20 protein-coding genes and 2 pseudogenes are annotated in these 24,035 nt (G+C 41.1%); 12 read left to right on the forward strand and 10 right to left on the reverse strand.

Annotated features, from left to right (window positions below; genetic code table 11):
• Positions 1 to 12: 12 nt before the first annotated feature.
• Positions 13 to 3,177 (forward strand): bifunctional cytochrome P450/NADPH--P450 reductase, encoded by a 3,165-nt coding sequence (gene cypB / locus MTN95_RS05670; protein ID WP_248337296.1) that lies wholly within the window; start codon positions 13 to 15, stop codon positions 3,175 to 3,177.
• Positions 3,178 to 3,508: 331 nt separating this feature from the next.
• Here cypB and MTN95_RS05675 read toward each other — a convergent pair whose 3' ends face one another.
• The 5 genes from MTN95_RS05675 to MTN95_RS05695 form a co-directional block, all read right to left on the reverse strand.
• Positions 3,509 to 3,772: a YrhK family protein gene (locus MTN95_RS05675; protein WP_207203690.1), complete on the reverse strand. Its 264-nt coding sequence runs from the start codon at positions 3,770 to 3,772 to the stop codon at positions 3,509 to 3,511.
• Positions 3,773 to 4,238: 466 nt separating this feature from the next.
• Positions 4,239 to 6,137 carry an acyltransferase family protein gene (locus MTN95_RS05680; RefSeq protein WP_248337299.1) on the reverse strand — a complete coding sequence of 633 codons (1,899 nt, stop codon included), beginning with the start codon at positions 6,135 to 6,137 and terminating at the stop codon, positions 4,239 to 4,241.
• Between the two features lie 129 nt (positions 6,138 to 6,266).
• The gene (gene rsiV / locus MTN95_RS05685) at positions 6,267 to 7,124 is read right to left on the reverse strand and encodes an anti-sigma-V factor RsiV (RefSeq protein ID WP_248337301.1); all 858 of its coding nucleotides are present in this window, start codon (positions 7,122 to 7,124) and stop codon (positions 6,267 to 6,269) included.
• Positions 7,124 to 7,621, reverse strand: a complete 498-nt coding sequence (gene sigV / locus MTN95_RS05690; protein WP_095713414.1) for an RNA polymerase sigma factor SigV — start codon at positions 7,619 to 7,621, stop codon at positions 7,124 to 7,126. Before sigV ends, rsiV begins: the two co-directional genes overlap by 1 nt.
• 250 nt (positions 7,622 to 7,871) lie before the next feature.
• A complete protein-coding gene (locus tag MTN95_RS05695; protein WP_059293538.1) occupies positions 7,872 to 8,699 on the reverse strand; it encodes a TrmB family transcriptional regulator in 828 nt (275 codons plus the stop codon).
• Positions 8,700 to 8,852: 153 nt separating this feature from the next.
• Between MTN95_RS05695 and MTN95_RS05700 the strand changes: the two genes are divergently transcribed.
• Both MTN95_RS05700 and MTN95_RS05705 read left to right on the forward strand, forming a co-directional pair.
• Positions 8,853 to 9,485 (forward strand): LysE family transporter, encoded by a 633-nt coding sequence (locus tag MTN95_RS05700; RefSeq protein ID WP_248337303.1) that lies wholly within the window; start codon positions 8,853 to 8,855, stop codon positions 9,483 to 9,485.
• A gap of 73 nt (positions 9,486 to 9,558) precedes the next feature.
• The gene (locus MTN95_RS05705) at positions 9,559 to 9,699 is read left to right on the forward strand and encodes a hypothetical protein (RefSeq protein WP_248337305.1); all 141 of its coding nucleotides are present in this window, start codon (positions 9,559 to 9,561) and stop codon (positions 9,697 to 9,699) included.
• A gap of 27 nt (positions 9,700 to 9,726) precedes the next feature.
• Here MTN95_RS05705 and MTN95_RS05710 read toward each other — a convergent pair whose 3' ends face one another.
• Positions 9,727 to 11,100 carry an amino acid permease gene (locus MTN95_RS05710; protein ID WP_248337307.1) on the reverse strand — a complete coding sequence of 458 codons (1,374 nt, stop codon included), beginning with the start codon at positions 11,098 to 11,100 and terminating at the stop codon, positions 9,727 to 9,729.
• Positions 11,101 to 11,778: 678 nt separating this feature from the next.
• Here MTN95_RS05710 and MTN95_RS05715 point away from each other — a divergent pair.
• The 6 genes from MTN95_RS05715 (at position 11,779) to MTN95_RS05740 (ending at position 19,557) form a co-directional block, all read left to right on the forward strand.
• Positions 11,779 to 14,589 (forward strand): sigma-54-dependent transcriptional regulator, encoded by a 2,811-nt coding sequence (locus MTN95_RS05715; protein WP_248337309.1) that lies wholly within the window; start codon positions 11,779 to 11,781, stop codon positions 14,587 to 14,589.
• Between the two features lie 191 nt (positions 14,590 to 14,780).
• Positions 14,781 to 15,221 (forward strand): PTS fructose transporter subunit IIA, encoded by a 441-nt coding sequence (gene levD / locus MTN95_RS05720; RefSeq protein ID WP_059335489.1) that lies wholly within the window; start codon positions 14,781 to 14,783, stop codon positions 15,219 to 15,221.
• Positions 15,221 to 15,721: a PTS sugar transporter subunit IIB gene (locus MTN95_RS05725; RefSeq protein WP_059293540.1), complete on the forward strand. Its 501-nt coding sequence runs from the start codon at positions 15,221 to 15,223 to the stop codon at positions 15,719 to 15,721. The genes levD and MTN95_RS05725 overlap by 1 nt, the downstream gene beginning before the upstream one ends.
• 4 nt (positions 15,722 to 15,725) lie before the next feature.
• Complete coding sequence (gene levF, locus MTN95_RS05730; RefSeq protein WP_044154405.1) at positions 15,726 to 16,532, forward strand: PTS fructose transporter subunit IIC; 807 nt, start codon at positions 15,726 to 15,728, stop codon at positions 16,530 to 16,532.
• 20 nt (positions 16,533 to 16,552) lie between these two features.
• Entirely contained in the window at positions 16,553 to 17,380 is an 828-nt protein-coding gene (gene levG, locus MTN95_RS05735) for a PTS fructose transporter subunit IID (RefSeq protein ID WP_105953536.1), read from the forward strand.
• Between the two features lie 140 nt (positions 17,381 to 17,520).
• Entirely contained in the window at positions 17,521 to 19,557 is a 2,037-nt protein-coding gene (locus tag MTN95_RS05740) for a glycoside hydrolase family 32 protein (protein ID WP_248337311.1), read from the forward strand.
• Positions 19,558 to 19,654: 97 nt separating this feature from the next.
• Here the strand turns inward: MTN95_RS05740 and yraA are convergent, their stop codons facing one another.
• The 3 genes and pseudogenes from yraA to MTN95_RS05755 form a co-directional block, all read right to left on the reverse strand.
• The gene (gene yraA, locus MTN95_RS05745; RefSeq protein ID WP_069487145.1) at positions 19,655 to 20,164 is read right to left on the reverse strand and encodes a cysteine protease YraA; all 510 of its coding nucleotides are present in this window, start codon (positions 20,162 to 20,164) and stop codon (positions 19,655 to 19,657) included.
• A 305-nt stretch (positions 20,165 to 20,469) separates the two neighbouring features.
• Positions 20,470 to 21,519 carry an NAD(P)-dependent alcohol dehydrogenase gene (locus tag MTN95_RS05750; RefSeq protein ID WP_248337313.1) on the reverse strand — a complete coding sequence of 350 codons (1,050 nt, stop codon included), beginning with the start codon at positions 21,517 to 21,519 and terminating at the stop codon, positions 20,470 to 20,472.
• A gap of 251 nt (positions 21,520 to 21,770) precedes the next feature.
• A pseudogene (locus MTN95_RS05755) lies at positions 21,771 to 21,917 on the reverse strand (gamma-carboxymuconolactone decarboxylase); the annotation flags it as partial.
• Positions 21,918 to 22,020: 103 nt separating this feature from the next.
• Between MTN95_RS05755 and adhR the strand changes: the two are divergent.
• The 3 genes and pseudogenes from adhR to MTN95_RS05770 all read left to right on the forward strand — a co-directional run bounded on the left by adhR (position 22,021) and on the right by MTN95_RS05770 (position 23,117).
• Positions 22,021 to 22,437: an aldehyde stress transcriptional regulator AdhR gene (gene adhR, locus MTN95_RS05760; protein ID WP_105990325.1), complete on the forward strand. Its 417-nt coding sequence runs from the start codon at positions 22,021 to 22,023 to the stop codon at positions 22,435 to 22,437.
• 45 nt (positions 22,438 to 22,482) lie between these two features.
• Positions 22,483 to 22,704: pseudogene (locus MTN95_RS05765) on the forward strand (aldo/keto reductase); the annotation flags it as partial.
• A 134-nt stretch (positions 22,705 to 22,838) separates the two neighbouring features.
• Positions 22,839 to 23,117, forward strand: coding sequence for an HPr family phosphocarrier protein (locus tag MTN95_RS05770; protein WP_105953541.1), 279 nt, complete (start codon positions 22,839 to 22,841; stop codon positions 23,115 to 23,117).
• A 195-nt stretch (positions 23,118 to 23,312) separates the two neighbouring features.
• Here MTN95_RS05770 and MTN95_RS05775 read toward each other — a convergent pair whose 3' ends face one another.
• Positions 23,313 to 23,663: a CotD family spore coat protein gene (locus MTN95_RS05775; RefSeq protein WP_248337315.1), complete on the reverse strand. Its 351-nt coding sequence runs from the start codon at positions 23,661 to 23,663 to the stop codon at positions 23,313 to 23,315.
• Positions 23,664 to 24,035: the final 372 nt, after the last annotated feature.

The following is a 24,035-nucleotide window of genomic DNA, read 5'->3' on the forward strand; positions in this document are numbered from 1 at the left end:
AGGAAGATGTTTATGAAACAGGCAAGTGCAATACCGCAGCCGAAAACATACGGACCTTTAAAAAATCTCCCGCATTTGGAAAAGGAACAGCTTTCCCAATCCTTATGGCGGATTGCTGATGAGTTAGGGCCGATTTTCCGTTTCGATTTTCCTGGTGTATCCGGCGTTTTTGTATCAGGCCATGAACTCGTTGCTGAAGTGTGTGACGAGAGCCGATTTGACAAAAACCTTGGAAAAGGCTTGCTGAAAGTGCGTGAGTTCGGAGGAGACGGGTTGTTTACTAGCTGGACGCACGAGCCGAATTGGCAGAAAGCCCATCGTATTCTGCTGCCGAGCTTCAGTCAAAAAGCAATGAAAGGCTATCATTCTATGATGCTGGATATCGCGACACAGCTGATTCAAAAATGGAGCCGGCTGAATCCAAATGAAGAAATTGACGTGGCAGACGATATGACCCGCCTGACGCTTGATACCATCGGGTTATGCGGATTTAACTATCGGTTTAACAGCTTTTACCGTGATACGCAGCATCCGTTTATCACCAGCATGCTCCGGGCTTTAAAAGAGGGAATGAATCAAACAAAAAGACTGGGCCTGCAGGATAAGATGATGGTCAAAACGAGACAGCAGTTCCAAAAGGATATCGAAGTGATGAATTCGCTGGTTGACAGAATTATAGCAGAGCGAAAAGCAAACCCGGACCAAAACATTAAGGATCTGTTATCGCTCATGCTTTATGCGAAAGATCCTGTAACGGGTGAGACACTGGATGATGAAAACATCAGATATCAAATCATCACGTTTTTAATCGCAGGCCATGAAACAACGAGCGGCTTGCTTTCCTTTGCGATTTACTGTCTGCTTAAACATCCGGAAAAACTTAAAAAAGCTCAAGAGGAAGCCGATCGCGTGTTAACGGAAGACACGCCTGAATATAAACACATTCAGCAGCTGAAATATGTTCGGATGGTTCTCAATGAAACGCTTAGGCTGTATCCGACAGCGCCCGCTTTTTCTCTTTATGCCAAGGAGGATACAGTTTTAGGCGGCGAATACCCTATCAGTAAAGGACAGCCCGTATCCGTCTTGATCCCAAAACTTCACAGAGATCAAAAGGCTTGGGGTGAAGATGCAGAAGTTTTTCGTCCGGAACGGTTTGAGAACCCTGAAAATATTCCTCACCATGCGTATAAACCGTTTGGAAACGGCCAGCGGGCGTGTATCGGGATGCAGTTTGCGCTTCAAGAAGCGACAATGGTTCTCGGACTTGTATTAAAGCACTTTGAATTGATGAATCACACTGGTTACGAGCTCAAAATCAAAGAGGCATTAACAATTAAACCGGATGATTTTAAAATTACAGTGAAACCAAGGAAACCGGTCCAAATGAATGTTCAGAAAAAAGAACAGACTGGCACTGCGCACGAAACGAAGGAAAACGAGACAAAACCTAAACACGGCACTCCTTTACTCGTTCTTTACGGTTCAAACCTCGGCACCGCAGAAGGCATGGCAGGTGAATTGGCAGCTTACGGGCGCCGGCTCGGCTTTACAGCGGAAACTGCACCTCTTGATGATTACATTGGAAAACTCCCCGACCAAGGCGCTGTTGTCATTGTGACTGCCTCATATAACGGAGCGCCGCCTGATAATGCTGCTGGCTTTGTCGAGTGGCTGGGAGAGTTGGAGGAAGGTCAATTAAAGGGTGTTTCCTATGCGGTATTTGGCTGCGGAAACCGGAGCTGGGCCAGCACGTATCAGCGAATTCCTCGCCTTATCGATGACATGATGGCATCAAAAGGAGCATCACGATTGACATCCATTGGGGAAGGCGATGCGGCCGATGACTTTGAAAGCCATCGTGAGTCTTGGGAGAACCGCTTTTGGAAGGAAACAATGGAAGCCTTTCACGTGAATGAAATAACCGAGAAAGAAACGAAGCCGTCACTATCCATTACATTCCTTAGTGAAGCAACAGAGACACCCCTTGCTAAAGCGTATGGCGCGTTTGAAGGTATCGTTCTTGAAAACCATGAGCTTCAGACAGCAAGCAGTTTGCGTTCGACGCGTCATATAGAATTGGAGCTCCCTGACTCAAAAACGTATAAAGAAGGCGATCACATCGGAATATTGCCGAAAAACAGCCAAGAGCTGGTTCAACGGGTTCTCAACCGATTCGATTTGCAGCCGCAAGCTGTGATAAAACTGAACGGGAGCCCGCATATGGCTCACCTTCCGCTGGATCGGCCGATCAGAGTGACGGAGTTATTATCATCCTACGTAGAGCTGCAGGATTCTGCTTCAAGGCTTCAGCTTCGTGAGCTGGCTCCATATACAGTATGCCCGCCTCATAAAAAAGAGCTGGAATTGCTTGTATCGAGTGATGAAATGTACAAGGAACAGGTTCTGACAAAACGTGTGACAATGCTGGATCTGTTAGAGGACTATCCGGCCTGCGAAATGCCGTTTGAACGGTTTTTAGAGCTTTTGCCATCACTAAAGCCAAGATATTATTCAATTTCAAGCTCACCGAAGGTAAAAGCAAATAGGGTCAGTATGACGGTGGGAGTTGTAAAGGCCTCAGCTTGGAGCGGACGCGGAGAATACAAGGGCGTTGCATCCAATTATTTAGCCGGACTCCGTCAAGGTGATACGATTGCCTGTTTCATTCGGACGCCGCAATCTGGGTTCCAACTGCCTGATGATCCTGAAACCCCTCTTATTATGGTGGGGCCGGGTAAAGGAATTGCGCCATTCAGAGGTTTCATCCAGGCCAGATCCGTTCTGAAGAAGGAAGGAAGTGCGCTTGGAGAAGCTCATTTATACTTCGGATGCCGGCGTCCTGATCATGACGATCTTTATAAAGAAGAGCTTGATAAGGCGGAAAAAGCCGGTTTGGTAACAGTCCATCGATGCTATTCACGAATGGAAGACGAACTAAAAGTATATGTTCAGCACTTGCTAAAACAAGATGCACATAAATTAATTTCACTGATCGAGAAAGGTGCGCACGTTTATATATGCGGCGATGGTGCGCAAATGGCTCCTGAAGTAGAGAACACACTGCGTGCGGCTTATGAAGCTGACAAAGGAGCAAGTCAGGAAGCGTCAGCAGAATGGCTGAAGAAGCTGCAACATCAAAAACGTTATGTAAAAGATGTATGGACTGGAATGTAAGTAAAAATAAATCCCGCCAGAGATGGCGGGATTGCTTTAGCATGTGAAAAAAACCGGCACGATATTGAAATCTACTGAAAAGGATGTTATAGGGAGTATCGCGCCGGCCTTGTTATTATTATCGCCCGAAAGATATAATACTTTAGGTTTTTTTTCTGGTTTTTTATAAATAAATAGTTATAAAGTTATATATTTGTATCTTGGAGTTTAATTTTCCAGAAACTTAATCAAACGTTTTTTCCTTTTTATTCTTGCATCTCATCCTGCCGTTTGAGTTAGACTATCCTATTTGAGACTATGCATTTGTCTGTTCGCTTCCTCACACTCCAATCTAGTCAGAGGATGTTCCATGATGATATAGACGCTCAAGATGTTTTCTGTAATGAAAATCATGAACCAAACGAATCGTCGGTCTGATTAAAAGCAGGAAACTGCCAACCGCAAACAGCCATATCCCTGCAGACATTAATTCATCGTAAAAGAAGAAAAAGCTGCCGATTAAAAATAAAGCGCCAATGATAAAATCGTTTACTGTATAGAGAACTTTATATCGTTTTTTGAAAAAAAGCTCGTATCGATTTATTTGCTTTTTCATCTCTTTTTCTGCATTAGCTTCCACGATGATCCCTCCATTCTATATTTGCTTACCCTCACGTAAACGATAGGTAAACATAAGAGCTTCACAGCTAGAAATAAAAATGATGAGGACCATATATAGGTCAGCCATTTCTCAAGTTAGGAAGGGCGGTAGTTTGTGAGTTTTCTTATACCTATTTATTAACATAAATTGAAAAATGTTATAATATAAATGGATCATAAACGAAGGGGGTGGCAATATGAATAAAGAATCGAAGGTTATTATCGTATTAGGTGAATTTGAGAACGAAGCGGAAGGAATAATTTTAGAATGCAGAATATAAATTACCAATAGATTAGGTTTTATGCCTGGTCCATGTCATCAATGTGAACGGCAATCCTTTTTTAAAAGCAGTTTGCTGCACGCAGCTGGAATTGATCTATAGCAAAAAAAGAGGTCCTGCTTAGACCTCTTTTTTGCTAATCTATTTTATTGCCTGAATGATAAGAGCGGTTAAAGCTTTAGCCCCTTGAGGAACCAAGTGTACGCCGTCGGGGGTGAAATACTCCGGATGCTGGAGAGCTTCTGTATGCCAGTCAATCAACGTAATATTGTTATGCGTGTTAGCCTGCTGCCGCAAAGCTTCATTCACCTTGCTTTCCCATTGCCGGGGAACCCGCGTATTGACAAGATAGATATGAGCTTTTGAGAAAGATGTAAGCAATTGATCGATTTGGCTGTTTGTAAAATAGCCATTGGTTCCCAGTTCAATGATGACGGCTTTATTCGGCTGATTAAAAGACTTGTATTCCCGTGTCAGTTCTAAAGCTTGAGACATTTGTCTTCCCACCTTCCCATCAATTATGACATGTGAAAGAGACTGACGGAGGCTGGAGGCGATATCAAGCATGACGGAATCCCCTATAGCTAATACTTCTTTATCAGCAGCTGCCGGTTCTTTCTGAGATTTTATGTCCTTTTTTTTCTTAGTCTCCTGTCCTTTTGCGCTCGTTTCCTCTTGATCTTTAGTTGAGGCTGTTGTTTTTTGTTTGGATTTGTTTTCTCCGTCTTTATCGGATGCTGCCATCTTTCTATGCTCTGACGTCTGGTTTGTGTCAGCGCTTGTTTCTTGTGAGCTATACGTCCATTGCGGATGTTTTTTCTCTCCGGCTACCCCTGACAGTCCCCCTGCAAAAATAAGTATAGCGAGAATGACGAAGCCAATTGACATTTTGCTGATGACAGATGTCGTTTTCCATTCCCGAATTCTATGAATAAAAGCCCGGCAGAAAAATGACTTAACCCCTTCTGTCCGTATCGGCTTCTCAATAAAATGATAGGAAAGCTCGGCGAGTATAAATGTAGCGATGATCTTTAGCGCAATATGCCAAAAAACAGGGTTTCCGATTTCTTGAACCGGCGTGCTTAACACAATAACAGGGTAGTGCCAAAGATAAATACCGTAAGACCTCGTTCCAAGCCAACGAAGAGGCCTCCATGAAAGCAGAATGCCCAAAAAGCTGCTCGGATGGGATACACATGCAATAAGGACCGCTGCGGTAATGCTTATTAAAAACATTCCGCCTCTGTAAAGAAAAGGTTCGTATTCATCTGTAAAATAAACACACAAAACTAAAATACAAAACGCCGAAAGTTCTGTGACATACAAAAGGCGCTTCAGTTTGTATGGCAGCCTGTTGGAAGACAGCCTTTTCATCGGCCATATCAGAGCCAGAGCACATCCTATGAGAAGTTCAAACGAACGAGTATCTGTGCCGTAGTACACGCGACTCGGATCTCCGCCGGGTTCATACAGTACGCTCATCATCACGGCTGAACAGAGCGCAAGCAACGATACCGCTGCCGCCAGTTTCGCACGGTTTTTAAATATGTACATTCCAGCAACCAAGAACATCGGCCATACAATATAAAATTGCTCTTCAATTGCCAATGACCAAAGGTTTTTAAGCGGTGACGGGGATCCGAAGCTATCAAAATACGAGAGTTTATGAAAAATAAACCACCAATTGCTCATGTAAAAGAGAGAAGAGATGGCATCTCCGCGCACAGTGTGCAAAAGTTCCCGGTTGCATACGACGACCCAAATAACAGCGGAAATGATCATAAGGTAAGCCGCTGGCAGAAGCCGCCGAATTCGGCGCACCCAAAAGTCCCGAAAATCAAGGCTGATATTATTTCCATGTGCCGGCAGTATAATAGATGTAATTAAGTAGCCTGATAATACAAAAAAAATATCAACTCCAATGAAGCCACCGTTAGCCCAATTGAAGTTTAGGTGATAAGCGATAACTGCCAGGACGGCAAAAGCCCGAAGGCCATCGAGCCCAGTGATGTAGCGGTGATGCTGTGTCTTGTGATACATGATATTCCTCCAATAATGTGCAGATATTCTCGTTGTTTTGGCTGCAAGGTTACGCCTTCTTGATATTTGTCAGGTCCCTTTGCGAAAGGGAAAACACCCATGACAGATGATGACATGGATGTTTTTCTGTTATCGAACATAACGTTCTCCCATGAGCAGATGTGAGATGACGCTGGTCGGAATTTTAAACTCTGTAACGCCCATATAGCCGGGGGCAACTTCATATTCATCAAATGAAATCACAAGTTTATGGTCTTCTGTAATATAAAACGTTTGATCAGGCTGAATGTGTTTGAATGGTTCTGCATCCTCGTCAGTGACCCAATAGATTTTATTTGGATCTTCCTTCATTTGCTGTTTCATTTGTTCTTTGATGTTTTGGCTGATGACTTTGATATAGCGGTCATCTTTAAATAAGCTTTTTAAGGTAAGTAAGATATCATTCTTTTTGTCAATTGTGATATAACGGCTTTGTGTGTAAGATGATGCTTGTGTTTTTTCAATATCTCGCCGAATAGAAATTAAATCTGGCGTGTCTGTTACTGTCTCGTAATCACTGTAAATGCTGAGATGTCCTTTTTTATTTTTGGATGTGGACTGTATAAATTCTTTATACATCTGCTTGCTTTCTTTCAAATATTTCTGGTTGATGCTGTTTTCAAGCTCTTTATTAGAAAGTCCCGACAGAGCAGGCGTTTTGACATCGATGCTTGATTCATCTTTCTCTTCTTTGATCTCAATAAAAGTGATGGCTTTGACGATCTTGCCGATGACAGGGATTTTTGACATAGCTTGAGCTGCATCTGGGTTGATGTTGACAAGTGCAGTGAATAAAATAGCTGCCGCGACAGCTGCTGATGTCGGCCACATGACGATTCTTTTCTTTTTTGGTTTTTGCTGAAGGGCTTTTTCAACAATGATATCCAATTCTTTAGGAATCTGGACATTTTTATATTCTTCTTTTAATTGCTGTAATCTCTTATCCATTAAGAATCCTCCTTCGTCAACTGAATGCGCATCAGCTTCAATGCTCTGTAAAGGCGCGTTTTGACGGTATTCAAGTTTTCCCCTGTAATTTCCGCAATTTCTTCTAGTTTGAGGTCTTCAAAAAAACGCAAAATAATAATTGTTTTATAGTGGGACGGCAATTCGTCGAGCGCTTCATGAAGATCAGTGTCCTTATAGTGATCTTCCTTTCCTGAGCTTAAAAACTCAATCGTTTCGTCATCCATCACCTTTAACTTTTTTTGTTTTCGCAAAAAATCAATAGCTGTACGTACTAAGATTTTATAAAACCAGCTTTTTATCGTCTCAGGGTTTCTGACCGTTTCAACTGAGCTGAGCGCTTTTTTTATAGATTCCTGAATAATATCTAATGCGTCATCTTGATTTTTCACATAACTGAAGGCTAACCTGTAGAAATCTTGCTTATGGTCAGTTATACACGTGACAAGCAACGCTTTTATTGTTTGTTTTTTCTTCATTGCAATAAAGGGCTCCTTTTTGAATATACGTATATCGTAGGACGTTACCTAGGATAGACGGGGCAGTTTGAAAAATAGTTTGCGCAGATATTATTTTTTTAAAAAAAGTGATCAGGAGCGGGAGGGGAGGGTCAATTGCTTAAAAATAAACGGAAAAGACCCTATTAATGGGGGAATGCATAAAAAAACATGACTTGTTGATACAAGCCATGTTTTTTGGTTACATGGTATACAGGAAATATCATGTGTTCTATTCCAAGTAATGTTTTTTAAAATCTGAGTGGATTGAAAATTTGCGTCGTAACTGGATGAGGTTTTTTCCAAAACTATCTTCTAAAAGCCCTCTATGCTTCTTCATAATTTCCATGAGATACAGATCATGAATGATCACTTCTGTAATAGGCATGACTAAACCTACATGCATCGTCCATGCAGCACGGCTATCGTTGCCAAGAGAGACAATACCTGCTACTACTTCTGAATCATCTCCGCTATATACAAGCCACCGTCCGTCATACTCTTCTGTAATTTCACTGCTCATATCATGAAGGTACACATTAGCAAAATCAGATGCGATATCTCCGTAGGCAATAATGGTGACAATGACACCTTTATTTGCCGCCTGTCTCAGCTCTGATTCCACCTCTTTGAAATCCTCTTTCCAGATCTCCAAGAGGATTCTTTTTTTTGCTGATAATATACAAGCCTTCACCTTTTCAAGAATTTCACTGCGGCCGGTGATATTCCAGATATTTTCCCGGTCATTTGCGGTCTGCTCGAATTTTTCAAAGTATTTTTCAGCCTGGTCAAAATTCTCTTCCGCTTTGAGCCGTCGGTTTTTAATCAGTTCTTTAGCGGGTACAGGGACATACTGAGGCGTGTTTCCGTGGCTTACAAAAACATCTCCTCTTAAGACAAGGCTTTCCAAGACTTCATATATTTTTGAACGAGGCACGCCGGAATTTTTGGCTACCGCATAGCCGGTTAAAGGCGATTCTTGCAATAATGCCAGATAAGCTTTTGATTCATATTCGGTAAAATTAAGGTTTTTTAAAATGTCTAACATATTTTCCTTCATACATCCTCCAATATAAAGAGCAGTCGCTGCCTTTGTAATCGCTATTTTAACAAACCATATTGATTTTTTCCAAACGTATTGATACACTTTTTGTAGGGAGTTACTTTAGTAGTCACTATATATTAAGGCGATTCATTTAAAGGGGGAAAGAACATGCACAGCTTACTCGCATACATACCGATCGCTGCCATGATGGTTATCATTCCAGGAGCAGATACGATGCTTGTTATGAAAAATACCCTTAGGTATGGCGCAAAGGCTGGCCGATATAATATTCTCGGATTGGCAACGGGACTATCTTTTTGGACGGTTATTGCCATTCTAGGTTTATCAATGGTCATTGCCAAGTCGGTGATTCTTTTTACAACAATCAAATATTTGGGAGGAGCATACTTAATTTATTTAGGGATAAAAAGTTTTTTTGCAAAAAATATGTTTTCTTTAGACGACATGCAAGCTCAAGCAAAAACCGCAGCAATTTCTACGAAACGATACTATAAATCTTCCTTTATGCAAGGGTCACTCAGTAACATTCTTAATCCCAAAACGGTTTTGGTCTATGTCACGATCATGCCCCAATTCATCAATCTGAAGGGAAATGTAAACCAGCAGCTTATTATTTTAGCTTCAATTCTCACCCTATTAGCGGTGTTATGGTTCCTCTTTCTCGTTTATATCATTGATTACGCAAAAAAATGGATGAAAAACCCCAAGTTCCAGAAAGCTTTTCAAAAAATAACGGGAATCATATTAGTTGGGTTTGGTATTAAAACTGGTTTAAATTGATGTCACGGCCACTTATCAAAAGACTCCGTTCATATTTTGAACGGAGTCTTTTGATAAATAAGGAGATTAAATCATGGAGGCAGGTATGTTTTTATCTTCAGCATACGTTTATTTGGAGACATTTGTCAGAGAAAAGATCATGACACTACATGAGCGGGATCGTAAAACATGGAATATCCAGTACCTCGCAGCACACAAAAAAGACAAGGGATAAACAGCTCCCTTGTCTTTTTTTATGATTTCACTTAGTATGACGAACTTTATAAGCAATCATCAATAAGAGAAACCAAACTGGAGTGACAAATAGGGAAACACGCGTATCTTTCGCGAGTGCCAGCACAACCAGTATGAACACTAGGAAAGCCAGTGTTACGTAATTGGATAATGGAAAAAGCGGCATTTTAAATGTATTCACCTTTGCTGCATCCGGTCTTGTTTTCCGATATTTCAAATGGCAAATCACAATAATGCCCCAAATAAAGATGAAGCATATAGTAGAAACACTTGTGATAAGCGTAAAGACTTGCTCTGGCATTACATAGTTCAGAATAACACCAATAAGAATGGCAATGGCTGAAAAGAACAATGCATTGCTTGGTACATTTGAGGCAGTCAGCTTTTGCAATGGGTCAGGTGCATGATGATCCTTGGCAAGCGAGTATACCATCCGGCTTGTACTAAATAAAGCACTATTGCCAGCTGAAGCAGCAGATGTCAGTACAACAAAATTAATTATGCTGGCGGCTGCTGTGATACCGACCGCTGAGAATACTTGAACAAACGGGCTTTCAGCAGGATTGATGATATTCCATGGATAAATACTCATAATCACAAGAAGAGCGCCAATATAAAAAAGTAAAATTCGAATAGGGATATTGTTAATTGCTTTAGGGATTACTTTTTCTGGGTTTTCTGCTTCGCCTGCAGTAAGCCCCACAAGTTCAATGCCCGTAAATGCAAACACGACCATCTGGAATGAGAGGATAAATCCATGTAAACCATTTGGAAACATGCCGCCGTGACTCCAAAGATTCGTGAAGGAGGCTATGTTTGACTGTGTGGAAAATCCTTTTATGATCAAGACAATACCGATAACAATCAGTGCCAGTATTGCGATGATTTTGATCAATGCGAACCAGAACTCCAATTCACCAAAAAGTTTTACAGTCGCTAGATTCATGATGAGCAACATCATAAGCGCAATGAACCCTGGCATCCATTGGGGTACACCAGGAAACCAATATTGGGTATAAAGGCCGACAGCTGTTAAATCAGCCATAGCAAGTGAGATCCAGCAAAACCAGTACGTCCAGCCGGTAATAAATGCTGCCATATTTCCTAAATAATCACTTACAAAATCGACAAAAGAGTGATATCCCGCGTTAGATAAGAGCAGCTCTCCCAGTGAACGCATAATGAAAAAGAGAAATACGCCCGTGATCATGTAAGCAAATAAAATAGAGGGTCCTGAAAAATGTATTGATTTCCCTGATCCTAGGAATAAACCAGTTCCGATTGCCCCCCCAATCGCTATGAGTTGTATGTGCCTGTTTTTAAGGCCTCTGGACAATTTCCGTTTGTGCAGAGAATTGTCCATAGTGGAATCGTCCGTCACTTTATGTTTTCCTCCAATAAAAAATATAGTTATCTTGGTTGTTTAGGAATCATAGCTTCCTGAATTTTTTATCTATCATTATAACAGGAAACTTATATTATATTAAATTTTATTGATTTTTTTAATTAAATGTAACTAATGTATCTATTTTTATAAGGTGTAATATCCACCAGGATGTGTAAAGGATTTCTTTTCTGCCGCTCTAATAATATATCCAACTATTTTTTATGAAAATAATAATGTTATAAGAAGAATAGAGAGTTTACATTCAGTCATGTTTATAATGACAAGAGATTAAGTTTTGGGTTGTTTGCCCTGATCTTTAAGATGTATTTTCCGAAGTATCAGAACTTTGTCACCAATATGTTCACGGAGAGTGGTAAACTGTTTACGAATTATTACTTTTGAAGGGGGACAACCTGAGTGAATCATAGATCAAAAACACCAAAAAAGGGTGTTTGTTTAGACAAATAACGAAATTATTTTTTAATCGGTGCAAGCTTTTGTGTTGAGATACGTGCTATTGTTCCTGCATATAAAAACATTTCACAGAATATTGAAAAAGAAAATCCAAGTGCGGACGCAAGGCCATAGAATGAGATGAGATCCTCAGTACAAGGCATAAAAATTGATGTCCGTTTTTTCAATTTTGACTAATAAGGACAAAGGATGTTATAGATGAAAAGAATTGATAAAATATACCATCAGCTCATGCATAATTTTCATGACTCCAGCTTAGATCATCTTTTAAAGGTACAGGGAAATTCAGCAAAGGAAATTGCTCAGCAATTGAAGATAGAGCGGTCCAATGTCAGTTTTGAATTAAACAATCTCGTGCGGTCCAAAAAGGTGATAAAAATTAAAACGTTTCCCGTGCGGTACATTCCAGTGGAAGTAGTGGAAAGAGCATTCAACAAAAAATGGAATACAGAGATAATGGAAGTTAAAGAGCTGAAGGGGCTTTCTGAAAATCAAAAAAAGAACGATCAAAATATTTCTACGAATCCTCTTGAACTTATGATTGGAGCAAAAGGCAGTTTGAAGAAAGCAATTTCTCAAGCAAAAGCAGCTGTTTTTTATCCTCCGCACGGTCTGCACATGCTTCTCTTAGGACCGACAGGCTCCGGTAAATCCCTTTTTGCGAACCGGATTTACCAGTTTGCGATTTACTCTGACATTTTGAATCCTGGTTCTCCGTTCATCACATTTAACTGTGCAGATTACTATAACAATCCTCAATTATTACTCTCTCAATTATTTGGTCATAAGAAAGGAGCATTTACCGGCGCCAGCGAAGATAAAGCCGGTTTAGTTGAGCAGGCCGACGGGGGCATTCTGTTTATGGATGAAATTCATCGTCTTCCGCCTGAGGGACAAGAAATGCTGTTTTATTTTATCGACAGCGGATCTTATAACCGTCTTGGAGAAACTGAACATAAAAGAACATCGAAAGTATTATTTATTTGCGCAACTACCGAAAACCCTAATTCTGCTCTATTAAAAACATTTTTGCGAAGAATTCCAATGACGATTCATATTCCATCGCTGGGAGAACGATCTCTTAAAGAGAGAGTTGATCTCACAACGTTTTTATTAGGGAAAGAAGCAGAGCGTATTAAGAAGAATCTAAGTGTGCATATCGATGTATATAATGCATTGATTCATTCTGCGAAGTTTGGGAATGTGGGACAGCTGAAATCAAATGTGCAGTTAGTTTGTGCACATGGATTTTTACATAATCTTGACAGAGATGAAGTTGTTGAACTGACCGTTCGGGATCTCCCGGATGAAATCAAGCAAGATTGGATGTCGAGCAGCAAAAACATGAAAAGAAGCAAAACGATTTCTGAATATGTCAATATCACAACCATCATATCCCCGATAGTAGAAGATGAAACAACAAAAATTGATGATGATCTATCATTTAATTTGTATCATTTGATAGAAGAAAAAGTCGAAGTGTTAAACAAAGAAGGCTTGTCCAAAAAGGAAATAAACCAATATATTTTAACGGATATTCATTTGCATGTCAGAAGCTTTTTTAATCAAAGCGCGTTCCGAAATGACAACCTGCTGACATTTGTTGAGGACGGCGTGATTCAAATGACGAAGCAATTAAAAGAAGTTGCTGAACAAGAACTGAATTGCACATTTGACCGTAAATTTATCTATTTTTTAAGTATGCATATCGATTCATTTTTAAAACGCGGTAAGCAAATTGATGTTTTAAATGCGCAGGAAACGGATGAAATCCGTGATACCCATGTGAAAGAGTATCAGGTGGCGCTCATATTCAAAGACAAAATTCAGGAACACTTCAGAGTAACCGTCCCGGAAATAGAAGTCATCTACTTAACGATGCTGATTCATTCCATCAAAACGTTAAAAGAAAACAAAAGAGTAGGGATTGTGGTTGCCGCACATGGAAATAGCATGGCGAGTTCCATGGTTGAAGTAGCGACGGAGCTTTTAGGAAGCACCCCAATTGCGGCCGTCGATATGCCCCTTTCTGTTTCACCTGCGGAAATTATGGAGCGCTTAGCGGGGAAAATACAGCAGGTAGATGAAGGTGAAGGTGTTTTAATGCTTGTTGATATGGGGTCACTTGCAATGCTGGAAAGCAAGCTTGAAGAAAAAACAGGCATCAAAATCAAAACAATCAGCAATGTCACGACCTCAATGGTGCTGGACGCCGTCAGAAAGGTGAACTATCTGAATTTACATTTACATGCCATATATGATTCGGTCACAAAGGATTTTATTGAGTTATGGGATCGGCAGCCTGCCGCCTCACCAGGCAAAAAGAGAGCGTTGGTTTCGATTTGCACAACAGGCAGCGGAACGGCAAAAAAGCTGGAAGACATCTTAACAACGATCGTAAACAAGGCCTCTGATGTTCCCATCCACATATTGACCGTATCATCGATTAAATTGGCAAACAGCATCAAAGAAATCGAAAAAGAGTATGAGATTCTTGCGACAGTAGGAACAAAAGATCCTAAAATCAATGCTCCGCATGTATCTTTGGAGGTATTAATTGGAGGAGAAGGAGAGAAGATGATCCAACAGGCGATCACAAAAGGCAGCATCCCGATGAGTAATGGATTATCGGGCGCAAATATCATTGTACGGGAGCTTTGCGAGGATAGTTTGAAAAAGTATCTGGTTTTTTTGAACCCCCATCACATTATAGAAATCTTATTAGAGTGGCTTCAGACCATTCAAGATGAGTTAGGCATCATTTTCAATAACACAGTGATGATCAAAGTGATTATGCATACGGCTTTTGCCTTTGAAAGGGTGATTAAACAGAATCCGATTGCTTTTTCCGAAGAAGACGAAATAACCGATCAGCTGAAAGAGATTTTTGAGGTGACAGAGCGAACATTAATCCCTTATGAACAAAAATTGGGACTGAACATAAGCGATGATGAAAAATTATTTATAGCCGCCATTTTTGCTGAAGAAGTACATGGCCACATGTGTTAAAAGCAGTTTTTTTCCGTAAACCTGTATTAAATGGAACGTCATTTTAATACAGGTTTATTTTTGTATTCACATGTGTTTCAATCAGCTTTCTTCATGTGCTGCAAAATAAATGAAAACGCTTAACACAGATTCTTTGGCACGATACTTGCATTATAAATGGATGTACGAAAAAGGAAAGGAGCAAACGTGTTATGATTTCAGTCATTATTAGCGGACATGGGGACTTTCCCATAGCATTAAAAGAATCTTCAGGCATGATATTCGGTGAAGAAAATCATCTGATAGCGGTGCCGTTTTTTAAAGGAGAGGGCATCCAAACGCTGCAAGAAAAATATCATCAGACGCTTCAGGATATTCCGAAAGAAAATGAGGTGCTTTTTTTAGTTGATATTTTTGGAGGCACACCATATAACGCAGCGGCTTCCTTCATCGCTAAGGATCAAAGAATGGATATGGCTGCCGGCATAAACCTGCCGATATTACTGGAGGTATTAAGCCTGAGAGAACACATGAAACTCAAAGAAATGCTGAATCACTTAAAAAAAATGAGTCAGCAAAGCTTTCAAGTGTGCAGCGAACATTTAGAAAAAGCAAAAACAGTTTGTGAAGAAAAAAGAGAGGATGAACTATGATGAACATTACATTGGCAAGAATTGATGACCGCTTTATTCACGGCCAAATCCTGACAAGATGGATTAAAGTCCATGCAGCAGACCGAATCATCGTTGTGTCAGATGACGTTGCGCAGGATGAAATGAGAAAAACCCTGATCCTTTCTGTTGCTCCTTCCAATGTAAAGGCGAGTGCCGTATCAATTTCTAAAATGGCAAAGGCGTTTCATAGTCCGCGCTACGAAGGGGTAACGGCGATGCTGCTGTTTGAAAACCCATCCGATATTGTATCTCTCATAGAAGCAGGCGTCCCTATCAAAACCGTAAATGTCGGAGGGATGCGTTTTGAGAATAATCGCCGGCAAATCACCAAATCAGTCAGCGTAACTGAAGAGGATATAGAGGCGTTTGAGACATTAAATGAATTAGGCGTCACGCTGGAATTGAGGCAGCTGCCTTCTGATGCCAGTGAAGACTTTATGGAGATTTTGAGAAATGTAACAAAATCATCAAGGGGATGAGATGATGACTTCAATACAAATTATTTTGTTGTTAATCATTGCAGCCATTACAGGTATTGCAAGTGTATTGGATGAAGGACAAACACACCGTCCGCTGATTGCCTGCACTTTGGTTGGCCTTGTGCTTGGTGATCTAAAAACAGGAATCATTTTAGGAGGAACGCTGGAGCTGATGGCGCTGGGCTGGATGAATGTCGGCCTCGCCATGGCGCCTGATACAGCCATTGCCTCTGTGATTTCAACCATTTTAGTGATTACCGCTGATCAAGGCATTGGTGAAGGCATTGCCGTCGCTGTTGCTTTGGCAGCTGCAGGTCAAGCGCTTACTATTTTTGTCCGAACGATTACTGTCTTTTTCATTCACCGTGCTGATAAATATGCCAGGGAGGGGAATATCAAAGGAATTGAAATTATGCATATTACTGCCATGGTGTTTCAGGCGCTGCGTGTTATGATACCGACTTTGATTGTGGCCTTAATCAGTGTGAGCGCTGTTCAGGCGTTCTTAGGAAATATTCCGGAAGTCATTACCAAAGGTTTGCAAATAGGAGGGGGCATCATTGTTGTTGTGGGGTATGCAATGGTGATCAATATGATGAATATCCCTTATCTTAAGCCATTTTTCTATATTGGTTTTTTGTTGGCAGCGTTTACCGATTTCAATTTAGTAGGGTTTGGCGCTCTTGGTCTCTGTCTGGCGCTTTTATACCAGCAGGTTATGCAAAAAAATAGCGCCCACGGGGCAGTTGCCGCAGCCGCAGACGGCAGCAATGCAGCTGTCTATGATGATGATGACGATCTTGATGCATAAGAACGAGGGGGGGATGAAAATTGGAGAAAGAAAAAAGATTAACAAAGAAAGACATTTTCAGTATGTTTATCCGTTCGAATTTCTTGCTCGGCTCATTTAACTTTGAACGTGTGCAGGCAATGGGATATTGCTATGTGATGATACCGGCGATAAAAAAATTGTACGGTCCGGGAGCGAAAAGAAACGCAGCATTACAGCGCCACTTGGAATGGTTTAATACACACCCGTGGCTGTCCGCACCCATATTTGGGGTGACAGCTGCCATGGAAGAAGAAATGGCGAACAATAAAGGAATTGACGGGAAAGCAATAAGCGGGATGAAAATCGGTTTAATGGGCCCGATAGCGGGTGTGGGCGACCCTATTTTCTGGGGAACCGTACGTCCCGTATTGGCTGCTTTAGGGGCTTCTCTTGCTTTAGGCGGAAACATTGCCGGTCCTCTGCTGTTCTTTTTTCTGCTGAATGCCATCAGATTAACCACAAAATATTACGGTTTAAAGTATGGCTATGTAAAAGGGATGGAGATTTTGCAGGATCTAGCAGGGAATCGTATTCAAAAACTGACAGAAGGTGCTTCCATCCTCGGGTTATTTGTGATGGGGGCTTTGGTCTCCAAGTGGACCACCATCAACATCCCGATCGTTGTTTCAAGAATTAAAGATGATAACGGAAAAGTTGACGTTCAAACTGTGCAAAATATTTTAGACAGCATTATGCCGGGGGCGCTGCCTTTAGGATTGACTTTATTAGTGGCATGGATGCTGCGAAAAGGAGTAAATCCTCTCCTAATTATAGTTGGCATATTTGTGATCGGTATTCTTGGCTATTGGGCTGGATTTCTGGCATAAGCGCTTAACGGGTAAAAAGGGGAGAACCTGCCGAAGTCTTTCTCATAACCTCTTCATCATTCGATACAGCTTTTATCACGGATCACTCGTGCAGATGTCTCTCTTGAATGTTTTTATATGTTAGAGAGGAGAGAATCAGAATGAAAAAGAAGCTTATTCAAGTCGTGATCCTATTCACCATGCTGTTTACTATGGCACTGCCAGTAAGTGCAGCCGATTCAAGCTACTATGATGAGGATTACCGTCCTCAATATCATTTCACACCAGAGGCAAACTGGATGAATGATCCAAACGGAATGGTTTATTATGCAGGGGAGTATCATTTGTTTTATCAGCATCATCCATACGGTCTGCAATGGGGGCCGATGCATTGGGGCCATGCAGTAAGCAAGGATTTAGTTCACTGGAAGCACCTTCCCATAGCGCTGTCACCTGATGAAAAAGGCACAATTTTTTCCGGGGGCGCAGTGGTCGATTGGAATAATACAAGCGGTTTTCAAACCGGAAAGGAGAAGCCGCTTGTCTCTATATATACGCAGGATCATGAAGACGGCCAAGTGCAAAGCGTTGCCTATAGTAATGATAAAGGCAGAACGTGGACGAAATACTCAGGTAATCCGGTTATTCCAAACCCGGGAAAAAAAGATTTTCGCGATCCGAAAGTGTTTTGGTATGAAGAAGATAAAAAGTGGGTGATGGTCCTGGCAGCTGGTGACCGAATCCTCATTTATACATCAAAAAATCTGAAGAAGTGGACATATGCAAGTGAGTTTGGTCAAGGACAAGGAAGTCATGGAGGCGTATGGGAATGTCCGGATTTATTTGAGCTTCCTGTAGACGGCAATCCGAAACAAAAGAAATGGGTGATGCAAGTCAGTGTCGGAAACGGTGCGGTTTCAGGAGGATCAGGCATGCAATATTTTGTAGGAAGTTTTGATGGAACAACTTTCAAGAACGAAAACCCGTCAGACAAAGTATTATGGACTGACTATGGTAAAGACTTTTATGCGGCTGTTTCTTGGTCCGATGTCCCTTCTTCAGATGGACGGCGGCTTTGGCTAGGGTGGATGAGCAATTGGCAATATGCCAACGATGTTCCTACATCTCCATGGAGAAGTGCAACGACTATTCCAAGAGAAGTAAAATTGAAAGCGCTTTCTGGAGGGATCAGAGTTATTCAAACACCAGTAACAGAGCTGCAATCTATCAGGGGAGCCGCGCAGAAGTGGAAAAATAAGATTATATCGCCAGAAAGCAGTAATGTATTGGCGGGTATATCTGGAGATGCTTATGAAATGAATGCAGAGTTTCAAGTGAATCCAGGTTCGGCTTCTGAATTCGGTTTTAAGGTTCGAACAGGGAGAAATCAATATACAAAAATCGGTTATCATCAAAAGAGCGGCAAACTGTTCGTTGACCGAAGCCAATCCGGAAATGTCACCTTTAATCCAACCTTTAATACTGGGAAGCAAGCAGCTCCGCTGAAGCCGGTAAATGGAAAGATTAAAATGCGTATTTTTGTTGACCGCTCTTCAGTCGAAGTATTTGGTAATGACGGGCAACAGGTGTTGACTGACATCATTCTTCCGGATAGATCAAGCAAAGGTCTTGAATTATATGCTATTAATGGCCGTGCTAAGGTAAACTCCCTAACGATTCATCCTTTAAAAAAAGCATGGGGAGCGTCACCGTTTATATCCAATTTGACTGGCTGGACAACTGTAAACGGTACGTGGGCCGACACAATTGATGGAAAACAAGGACGATCAGACGGCGATTCAATCATGATGTCCTCAGCATCAGGAGCTGACTTCACTTATGAATCCGATATAATCATTAAGGATGGGAACGGAAAAGGGGCAGGGGCTCTTGTGTTTCGTTCTGATAAAGACGCCCAAAACGGTTATGTAGCCAATGTGGATGCGAAACATGATCTTGTGAAATTTTTTAAATTTGAGGACGGGATTGCCTCTGTTATTGCCGAACACCAAACATCAATAGATATAAATAAAAAATATCATTTGAAAACTGTGGCTCATGGCGCTCACTTTAAAATATATTTGGATGACCGTCTAGTCATAGATACTGAAGATTCTGCATTCTCAGAAGGTCAATTTGGCTTGAACGTTTGGGATGCAACAGCAGCCTTTCAGAATGTCAACGCAAAGGCTGATTAGAAAAGACAAAAGAGGCATTTTTAATGAAGGGGGAATAGAGATTCTTACACTTTCTCTATAAAAAAGGGCACAGACTCAAACAGTCTGTGCCTTTTTCTTATTTCAACAGGTTCAATGATTCGCGGTTAAATGCTTCCAAATCATCAGGTGTTCTGCTTGTTACAATGTTGTGGCTGACGACTACTTCTTCGTCTTTGTAATTTGCACCAGCGTTGATCAAGTCTTTTCGAATGCTGCGGTAGCCAGTGATGTCTTTGCCTTTCAGAAGATCCGTATCAATGAGTACCTGCGGGCCGTGGCAAATAGCGAAAACAGGTTTCTCATTTTCTACAAATGCTTTCGCAAATTCACCCGGCCGGTCATCTCCGCGAAGCAAATCTGGGGAAAATCCTCCAGGAATCAATAGGGCATCGAATTCACTTGCATCTACGTCGGAGATCGCTTTGTCGATCTTCACTTTCTCGCCATGTTTACCGGTAACTTCCTTGCCTGCTTCCAAATCAATGGCAACGACGCTATGGCCAGCTTCTTCGTATGCCTTTACCGGACTTGTATATTCGATATCTTCGAATTGGTCTGTAACAAGAACAGCGATTTTTTTGCTCATATTTATACCTCCTATGAATTCCTATATACCATAGAATAACAGGCAGGTTCATCGTCCTTCAAAATATTTGCTTGAGATGTTTTTCGCAAGAGTCCTGCGAAAGGGTTGTTTTATAGATTTTATGGTTTTCATAGGGTAAAAGCGCAGCCAAAACGGAGCAGAAGGATAGCGCTCTTCTCAACTAGTTTCTTTTTTAAAAAATAGATTTTTTAAATGATTTTCACGTCCTGTGGAGCGGGGGGCAGTAAACAAAAGGAGGGGTCAGCCAATAGTATGGCTACCCCACCTTTTACAACTATTCCGACTTATAATGTAGAAATATCAATAACGAATCGATAGCGTACATCACTGCGAAGAACACGCTCATATGCTTCATCCACTTGATCGGCACGAATCACCTCAATTTTAGGTGCAATGCCATGCTGAGCAGCGAAATCAAGCATCTCTTGTGTTTCTGGAATTCCGCCGACAAGAGAACCCGCTAGGCTGCGGCGGCCCATGATTAAGGAGAATACACTATATTTGTCCGGCTCGGCCGGTGCCCCTACATTTACAAGTGTTCCGTCTATCCGAAGCATTGATAAATAGGCATCTACATCAAGATTCGCGGATACTGTATTTAAGATTACGTCAAAACGTCCGGCCAATTCAGTAAATGTAGCTTGATTACTGGTTGCATAGTAATGGTCAGCCCCTAGTTCAAGGGCTTCCTCTTTCTTATTCATAGAGCGGCTCAGGACGGTTACCTCTGCACCCAAAGCATGCGCAAATTGAATCGCCAAATGACCAAGCCCGCCGACCCCTACAATCGCAACCTTTTTGCCTGGGCCGACGTTCCAGTGTTTTAGAGGGGAATATGTTGTAATCCCTGCACACAGTAGAGGGCTGGCAACATCCATCTCCAAACTGTCCGGTATCCGAACAACGAACCTGTCAGTGACAACGATTTTTTGGCTGTATCCGCCATACGTCGGATTTCCATCATAGTCCAGTGAATTATAAGTTTGGACAACACCTTTAGTGCAGAACTGTTCCTCACCGCTGAGGCAGTATTCGCATTCTCCGCAGGAGTCAACAAAACAGCCGACGCCAACGCGATCTCCGACAGCAAATTTTGTGACTTCTGCTCCCACAGCCTCCACAACTCCGGAGATTTCGTGACCGGGAACCATCGGAAAAATTCCTCCGCCCCATTCATCGAACGCACTGTGGATATCGGAATGGCAAATACCGCTGAACTTAATGTCGATTAAGACGTCGTGCGGCCGTAATTCTCTTCTTTCAATTGTAGTCTGTTCAAATTTCGCTTTAGCATTTGGTACACTTAATACACGAGTTTTATAATGATTACACATACAGACCTTCCTTTCATATAGTCAGTTTCCAGATAAGAACATGTCACTTGGTGTTTGTCATGTGTGTTCAACATCACTTTAAACCTTAAAGTCCACTTTAAGGCAAGAGTTTTTTTAGAAACATATTTTTATAAAAGATTAAGAGTAAACACAATGATTGAAGAAATAATGCTTTTTTAACACTTAAGCAAATTCTGTACGGCCGCTCATATAAAAAAACGCATCGAATCAATTGACTCGATGCGTTCATTTTATAATGCATCATACCATTCATCATGAGCAGGCTCTAACCAGTCCGTCTCTCCAGGAGTAATGGCTAAATGCACAAATCAACTGTCTTTTGTTGCGCCATGCCAATGTTTTACGTGCGGCGGAATATTCATGACATCTCCTGAAGAATGAGATTGAGAAATACGTCAGAGTTTAAACTTGGTTTCTTCTTGACTTAAAGTGAACTTTAAGTGTTATCTTCAAAAACAGCAGGATAAAGAGGTGAAAAATATGAATATTACGCAAGTGGCAAAGCAGTTTGGCCTAACAGCCGCAACGCTCAGATATTATGAACGTGTTGGATTGATCCCGCCGGTAAAACGAAAAGAAAGCGGAATCCGCGATTATGATGAAGAAGATATCAAATGGGTTGAATTCATCAAATGCATGCGAAATGCTGGACTAACGATAGAAGCGTTAATTGAATATACAACCTTATTTACTGAAGGAGACCGAACAGTAGAAGCCCGCAAAAATATCCTGGCTGACGAAAGACAGCGATTGATAGAAAAGCGGAAAGAAATTGATGAAACAATAAAAAGATTAAATAAAAAAATCGAGGATTATGATGGGAAATTGCGCGAAAATGAGGACAAACTCAAAAGCAGACCTAAAACGGAAAGTGTTTTCATGGATAAGTACCAGTAAGGCTAGAATGAATTAAACAATTCCTTCTTTGTTAACATTTATCATAAAAGAGCAGGGGAAATCGCAGAAAAACGCGGTGTTCCCCGTATTCATATCGCGCTTGCCTGGCTGCTGCAGAAAGAGCCTGTAACAGCTCCTATTATTGGTGCTACAAAAATGTCACACCTTGAAGATGCCGTAGGTGCTCTTGCAGTTAAATTGACGCCTGAAGAAGTTAGGTTTCTAGAAGAACCATATGTACCTCACCGAATAGTTGGTCATCATTAATTATGGTCGAAAACGATATTGCTAATCAACAAGATACTACGCTTTCGGATTGAGAGAAAGAATAGAGGGCTTAAGAATAAAAACTGGCCTATTCCAATTCCTTAAGGGAATTTCAGGCCTAAGGAGCAGGGAGAATGATAGAAAAACAGTATACAATTATCGCGAGTACAGGCTTCGCCCGTGCAGCGGCCTTGTTAGTGCGTGCGGCTTGTCAATTCAGCTCCAGTATATATCTTGAATATCAAGGGGAATCTGTCGATCTGAAAAATACACCCAAGTCCCTCATTGATGTGATGTCACTAGGAATTAAACCTAATACCCACATTAAGATAAGAGTTAATGGCGTTGACGAGTATGAGGCTTTACAAGCGTTAGAAGATCATTTGCAAAAAAACAAGTTCACAAAGAAATGAGGAAGAAAACCTCTCTTTTTTTATCATTTTCAGGGACTCGCTCCAAGTCCCCCTTTTTTATACGAGCGTTTTGTTTAACTGCTTATCTTCAAAAGAAACCAACTCATTTTAAAGCCGAAAATCTTATAATTGGAAAGGGGAGGGTAATAAAAAAGGCATTCATAAGGATGCCTAAAATGAATCTTTACTGAATGATTACCTATTCCATCTTTTTACTGGTTTACAGCGTGGATATCTTAAGTCATTTGCACAATCATATTCCTCAACGATATTTTCATTCTCTGTAGATTGTGTCACTGGATAGTAATTTTCTACTCTTGTAACATTTCTATTAACATTAACAATGTGAGTCGGCTGAACACGTCTAACAGTACGTTCATTGGTTGTTGTATTTACAACATTTCTTGTGGGAGAAACAATTGTTTCTACATTGTTGCCTCCATTGCCCCCATTAAAACCATTGAAGCCATTGGTACCGTTGTTCCCGCGACGAGAGCCGAACATGAATTCGTTTACACTTCTAAACCCACCGTTGCTGCAGCTCATCACAATCACCCTCTCAAAAAAATCTTGTCTTACTACATAAGTTATGATGAAGAAAAAAAGGTTGTCCTAGACAAGAAACTCATATTATAAAAAACCCGCTATTATTTTAGGATTTCGATACACATGACAAGAAAGGGGGCAAAGTTTTCTGTCATTTTGATTTAGAAAACTAGAACGAGTAAGTCATGACATTGGTAACGAGTTCAGAAAGTGGTTTCAGATAACAATGTGACTGAAGCTATAAAAATGGAGATCCTACGGCTGCTGGCTGATAGAAGAGGCATAGTATGTATCCTTAAAGTTACGAAATGTGAATGAAAAACAAGTGCAGGAGGTTCTATATTTCAGTCTAATGATGTAGCTTAAATAAGC

It is taken from the genome of Bacillus sp. 2CMS4F (genome assembly GCF_023161785.1).
GTDB classification, from domain to species: domain Bacteria; phylum Bacillota; class Bacilli; order Bacillales; family Bacillaceae; genus Bacillus; species Bacillus halotolerans.

Bases quoted from the DNA above. Each gene is read 5' to 3' on its own strand.
- cypB (WP_248337296.1), top strand. From the start codon at position 13: ATGAAACAGGCAAGTGCAATACCGCAGCCGAAAACATACGGACCTTTA.
- MTN95_RS05675 (WP_207203690.1), bottom strand. From the start codon at position 3,772: ATGAAAAAGCAAATAAATCGATACGAGCTTTTTTTCAAAAAACGATAT.
- MTN95_RS05695 (WP_059293538.1), bottom strand. From the start codon at position 8,699: ATGAAGGAAAATATGTTAGACATTTTAAAAAACCTTAATTTTACCGAA.
- MTN95_RS05740 (WP_248337311.1), top strand. From the start codon at position 17,521: ATGAAAAAGAAGCTTATTCAAGTCGTGATCCTATTCACCATGCTGTTT.
- MTN95_RS05715 (WP_248337309.1), top strand. From the start codon at position 11,779: ATGAAAAGAATTGATAAAATATACCATCAGCTCATGCATAATTTTCAT.
- levF (WP_044154405.1), top strand. From the start codon at position 15,726: ATGACTTCAATACAAATTATTTTGTTGTTAATCATTGCAGCCATTACA.
- yraA (WP_069487145.1), bottom strand. From the start codon at position 20,164: ATGAGCAAAAAAATCGCTGTTCTTGTTACAGACCAATTCGAAGATATC.
- MTN95_RS05700 (WP_248337303.1), top strand. From the start codon at position 8,853: ATGCACAGCTTACTCGCATACATACCGATCGCTGCCATGATGGTTATC.
- MTN95_RS05770 (WP_105953541.1), top strand. From the start codon at position 22,839: ATGATAGAAAAACAGTATACAATTATCGCGAGTACAGGCTTCGCCCGT.
- rsiV (WP_248337301.1), bottom strand. From the start codon at position 7,124: ATGGATAAGAGATTACAGCAATTAAAAGAAGAATATAAAAATGTCCAG.
- MTN95_RS05705 (WP_248337305.1), top strand. From the start codon at position 9,559: ATGGAGGCAGGTATGTTTTTATCTTCAGCATACGTTTATTTGGAGACA.
- adhR (WP_105990325.1), top strand. From the start codon at position 22,021: ATGAATATTACGCAAGTGGCAAAGCAGTTTGGCCTAACAGCCGCAACG.
- MTN95_RS05725 (WP_059293540.1), top strand. From the start codon at position 15,221: ATGAACATTACATTGGCAAGAATTGATGACCGCTTTATTCACGGCCAA.
- MTN95_RS05680 (WP_248337299.1), bottom strand. From the start codon at position 6,137: ATGTATCACAAGACACAGCATCACCGCTACATCACTGGGCTCGATGGC.
- MTN95_RS05775 (WP_248337315.1), bottom strand. From the start codon at position 23,663: ATGAGCTGCAGCAACGGTGGGTTTAGAAGTGTAAACGAATTCATGTTC.
- MTN95_RS05750 (WP_248337313.1), bottom strand. From the start codon at position 21,519: ATGTGTAATCATTATAAAACTCGTGTATTAAGTGTACCAAATGCTAAA.
- sigV (WP_095713414.1), bottom strand. From the start codon at position 7,621: ATGAAGAAAAAACAAACAATAAAAGCGTTGCTTGTCACGTGTATAACT.
- levD (WP_059335489.1), top strand. From the start codon at position 14,781: ATGATTTCAGTCATTATTAGCGGACATGGGGACTTTCCCATAGCATTA.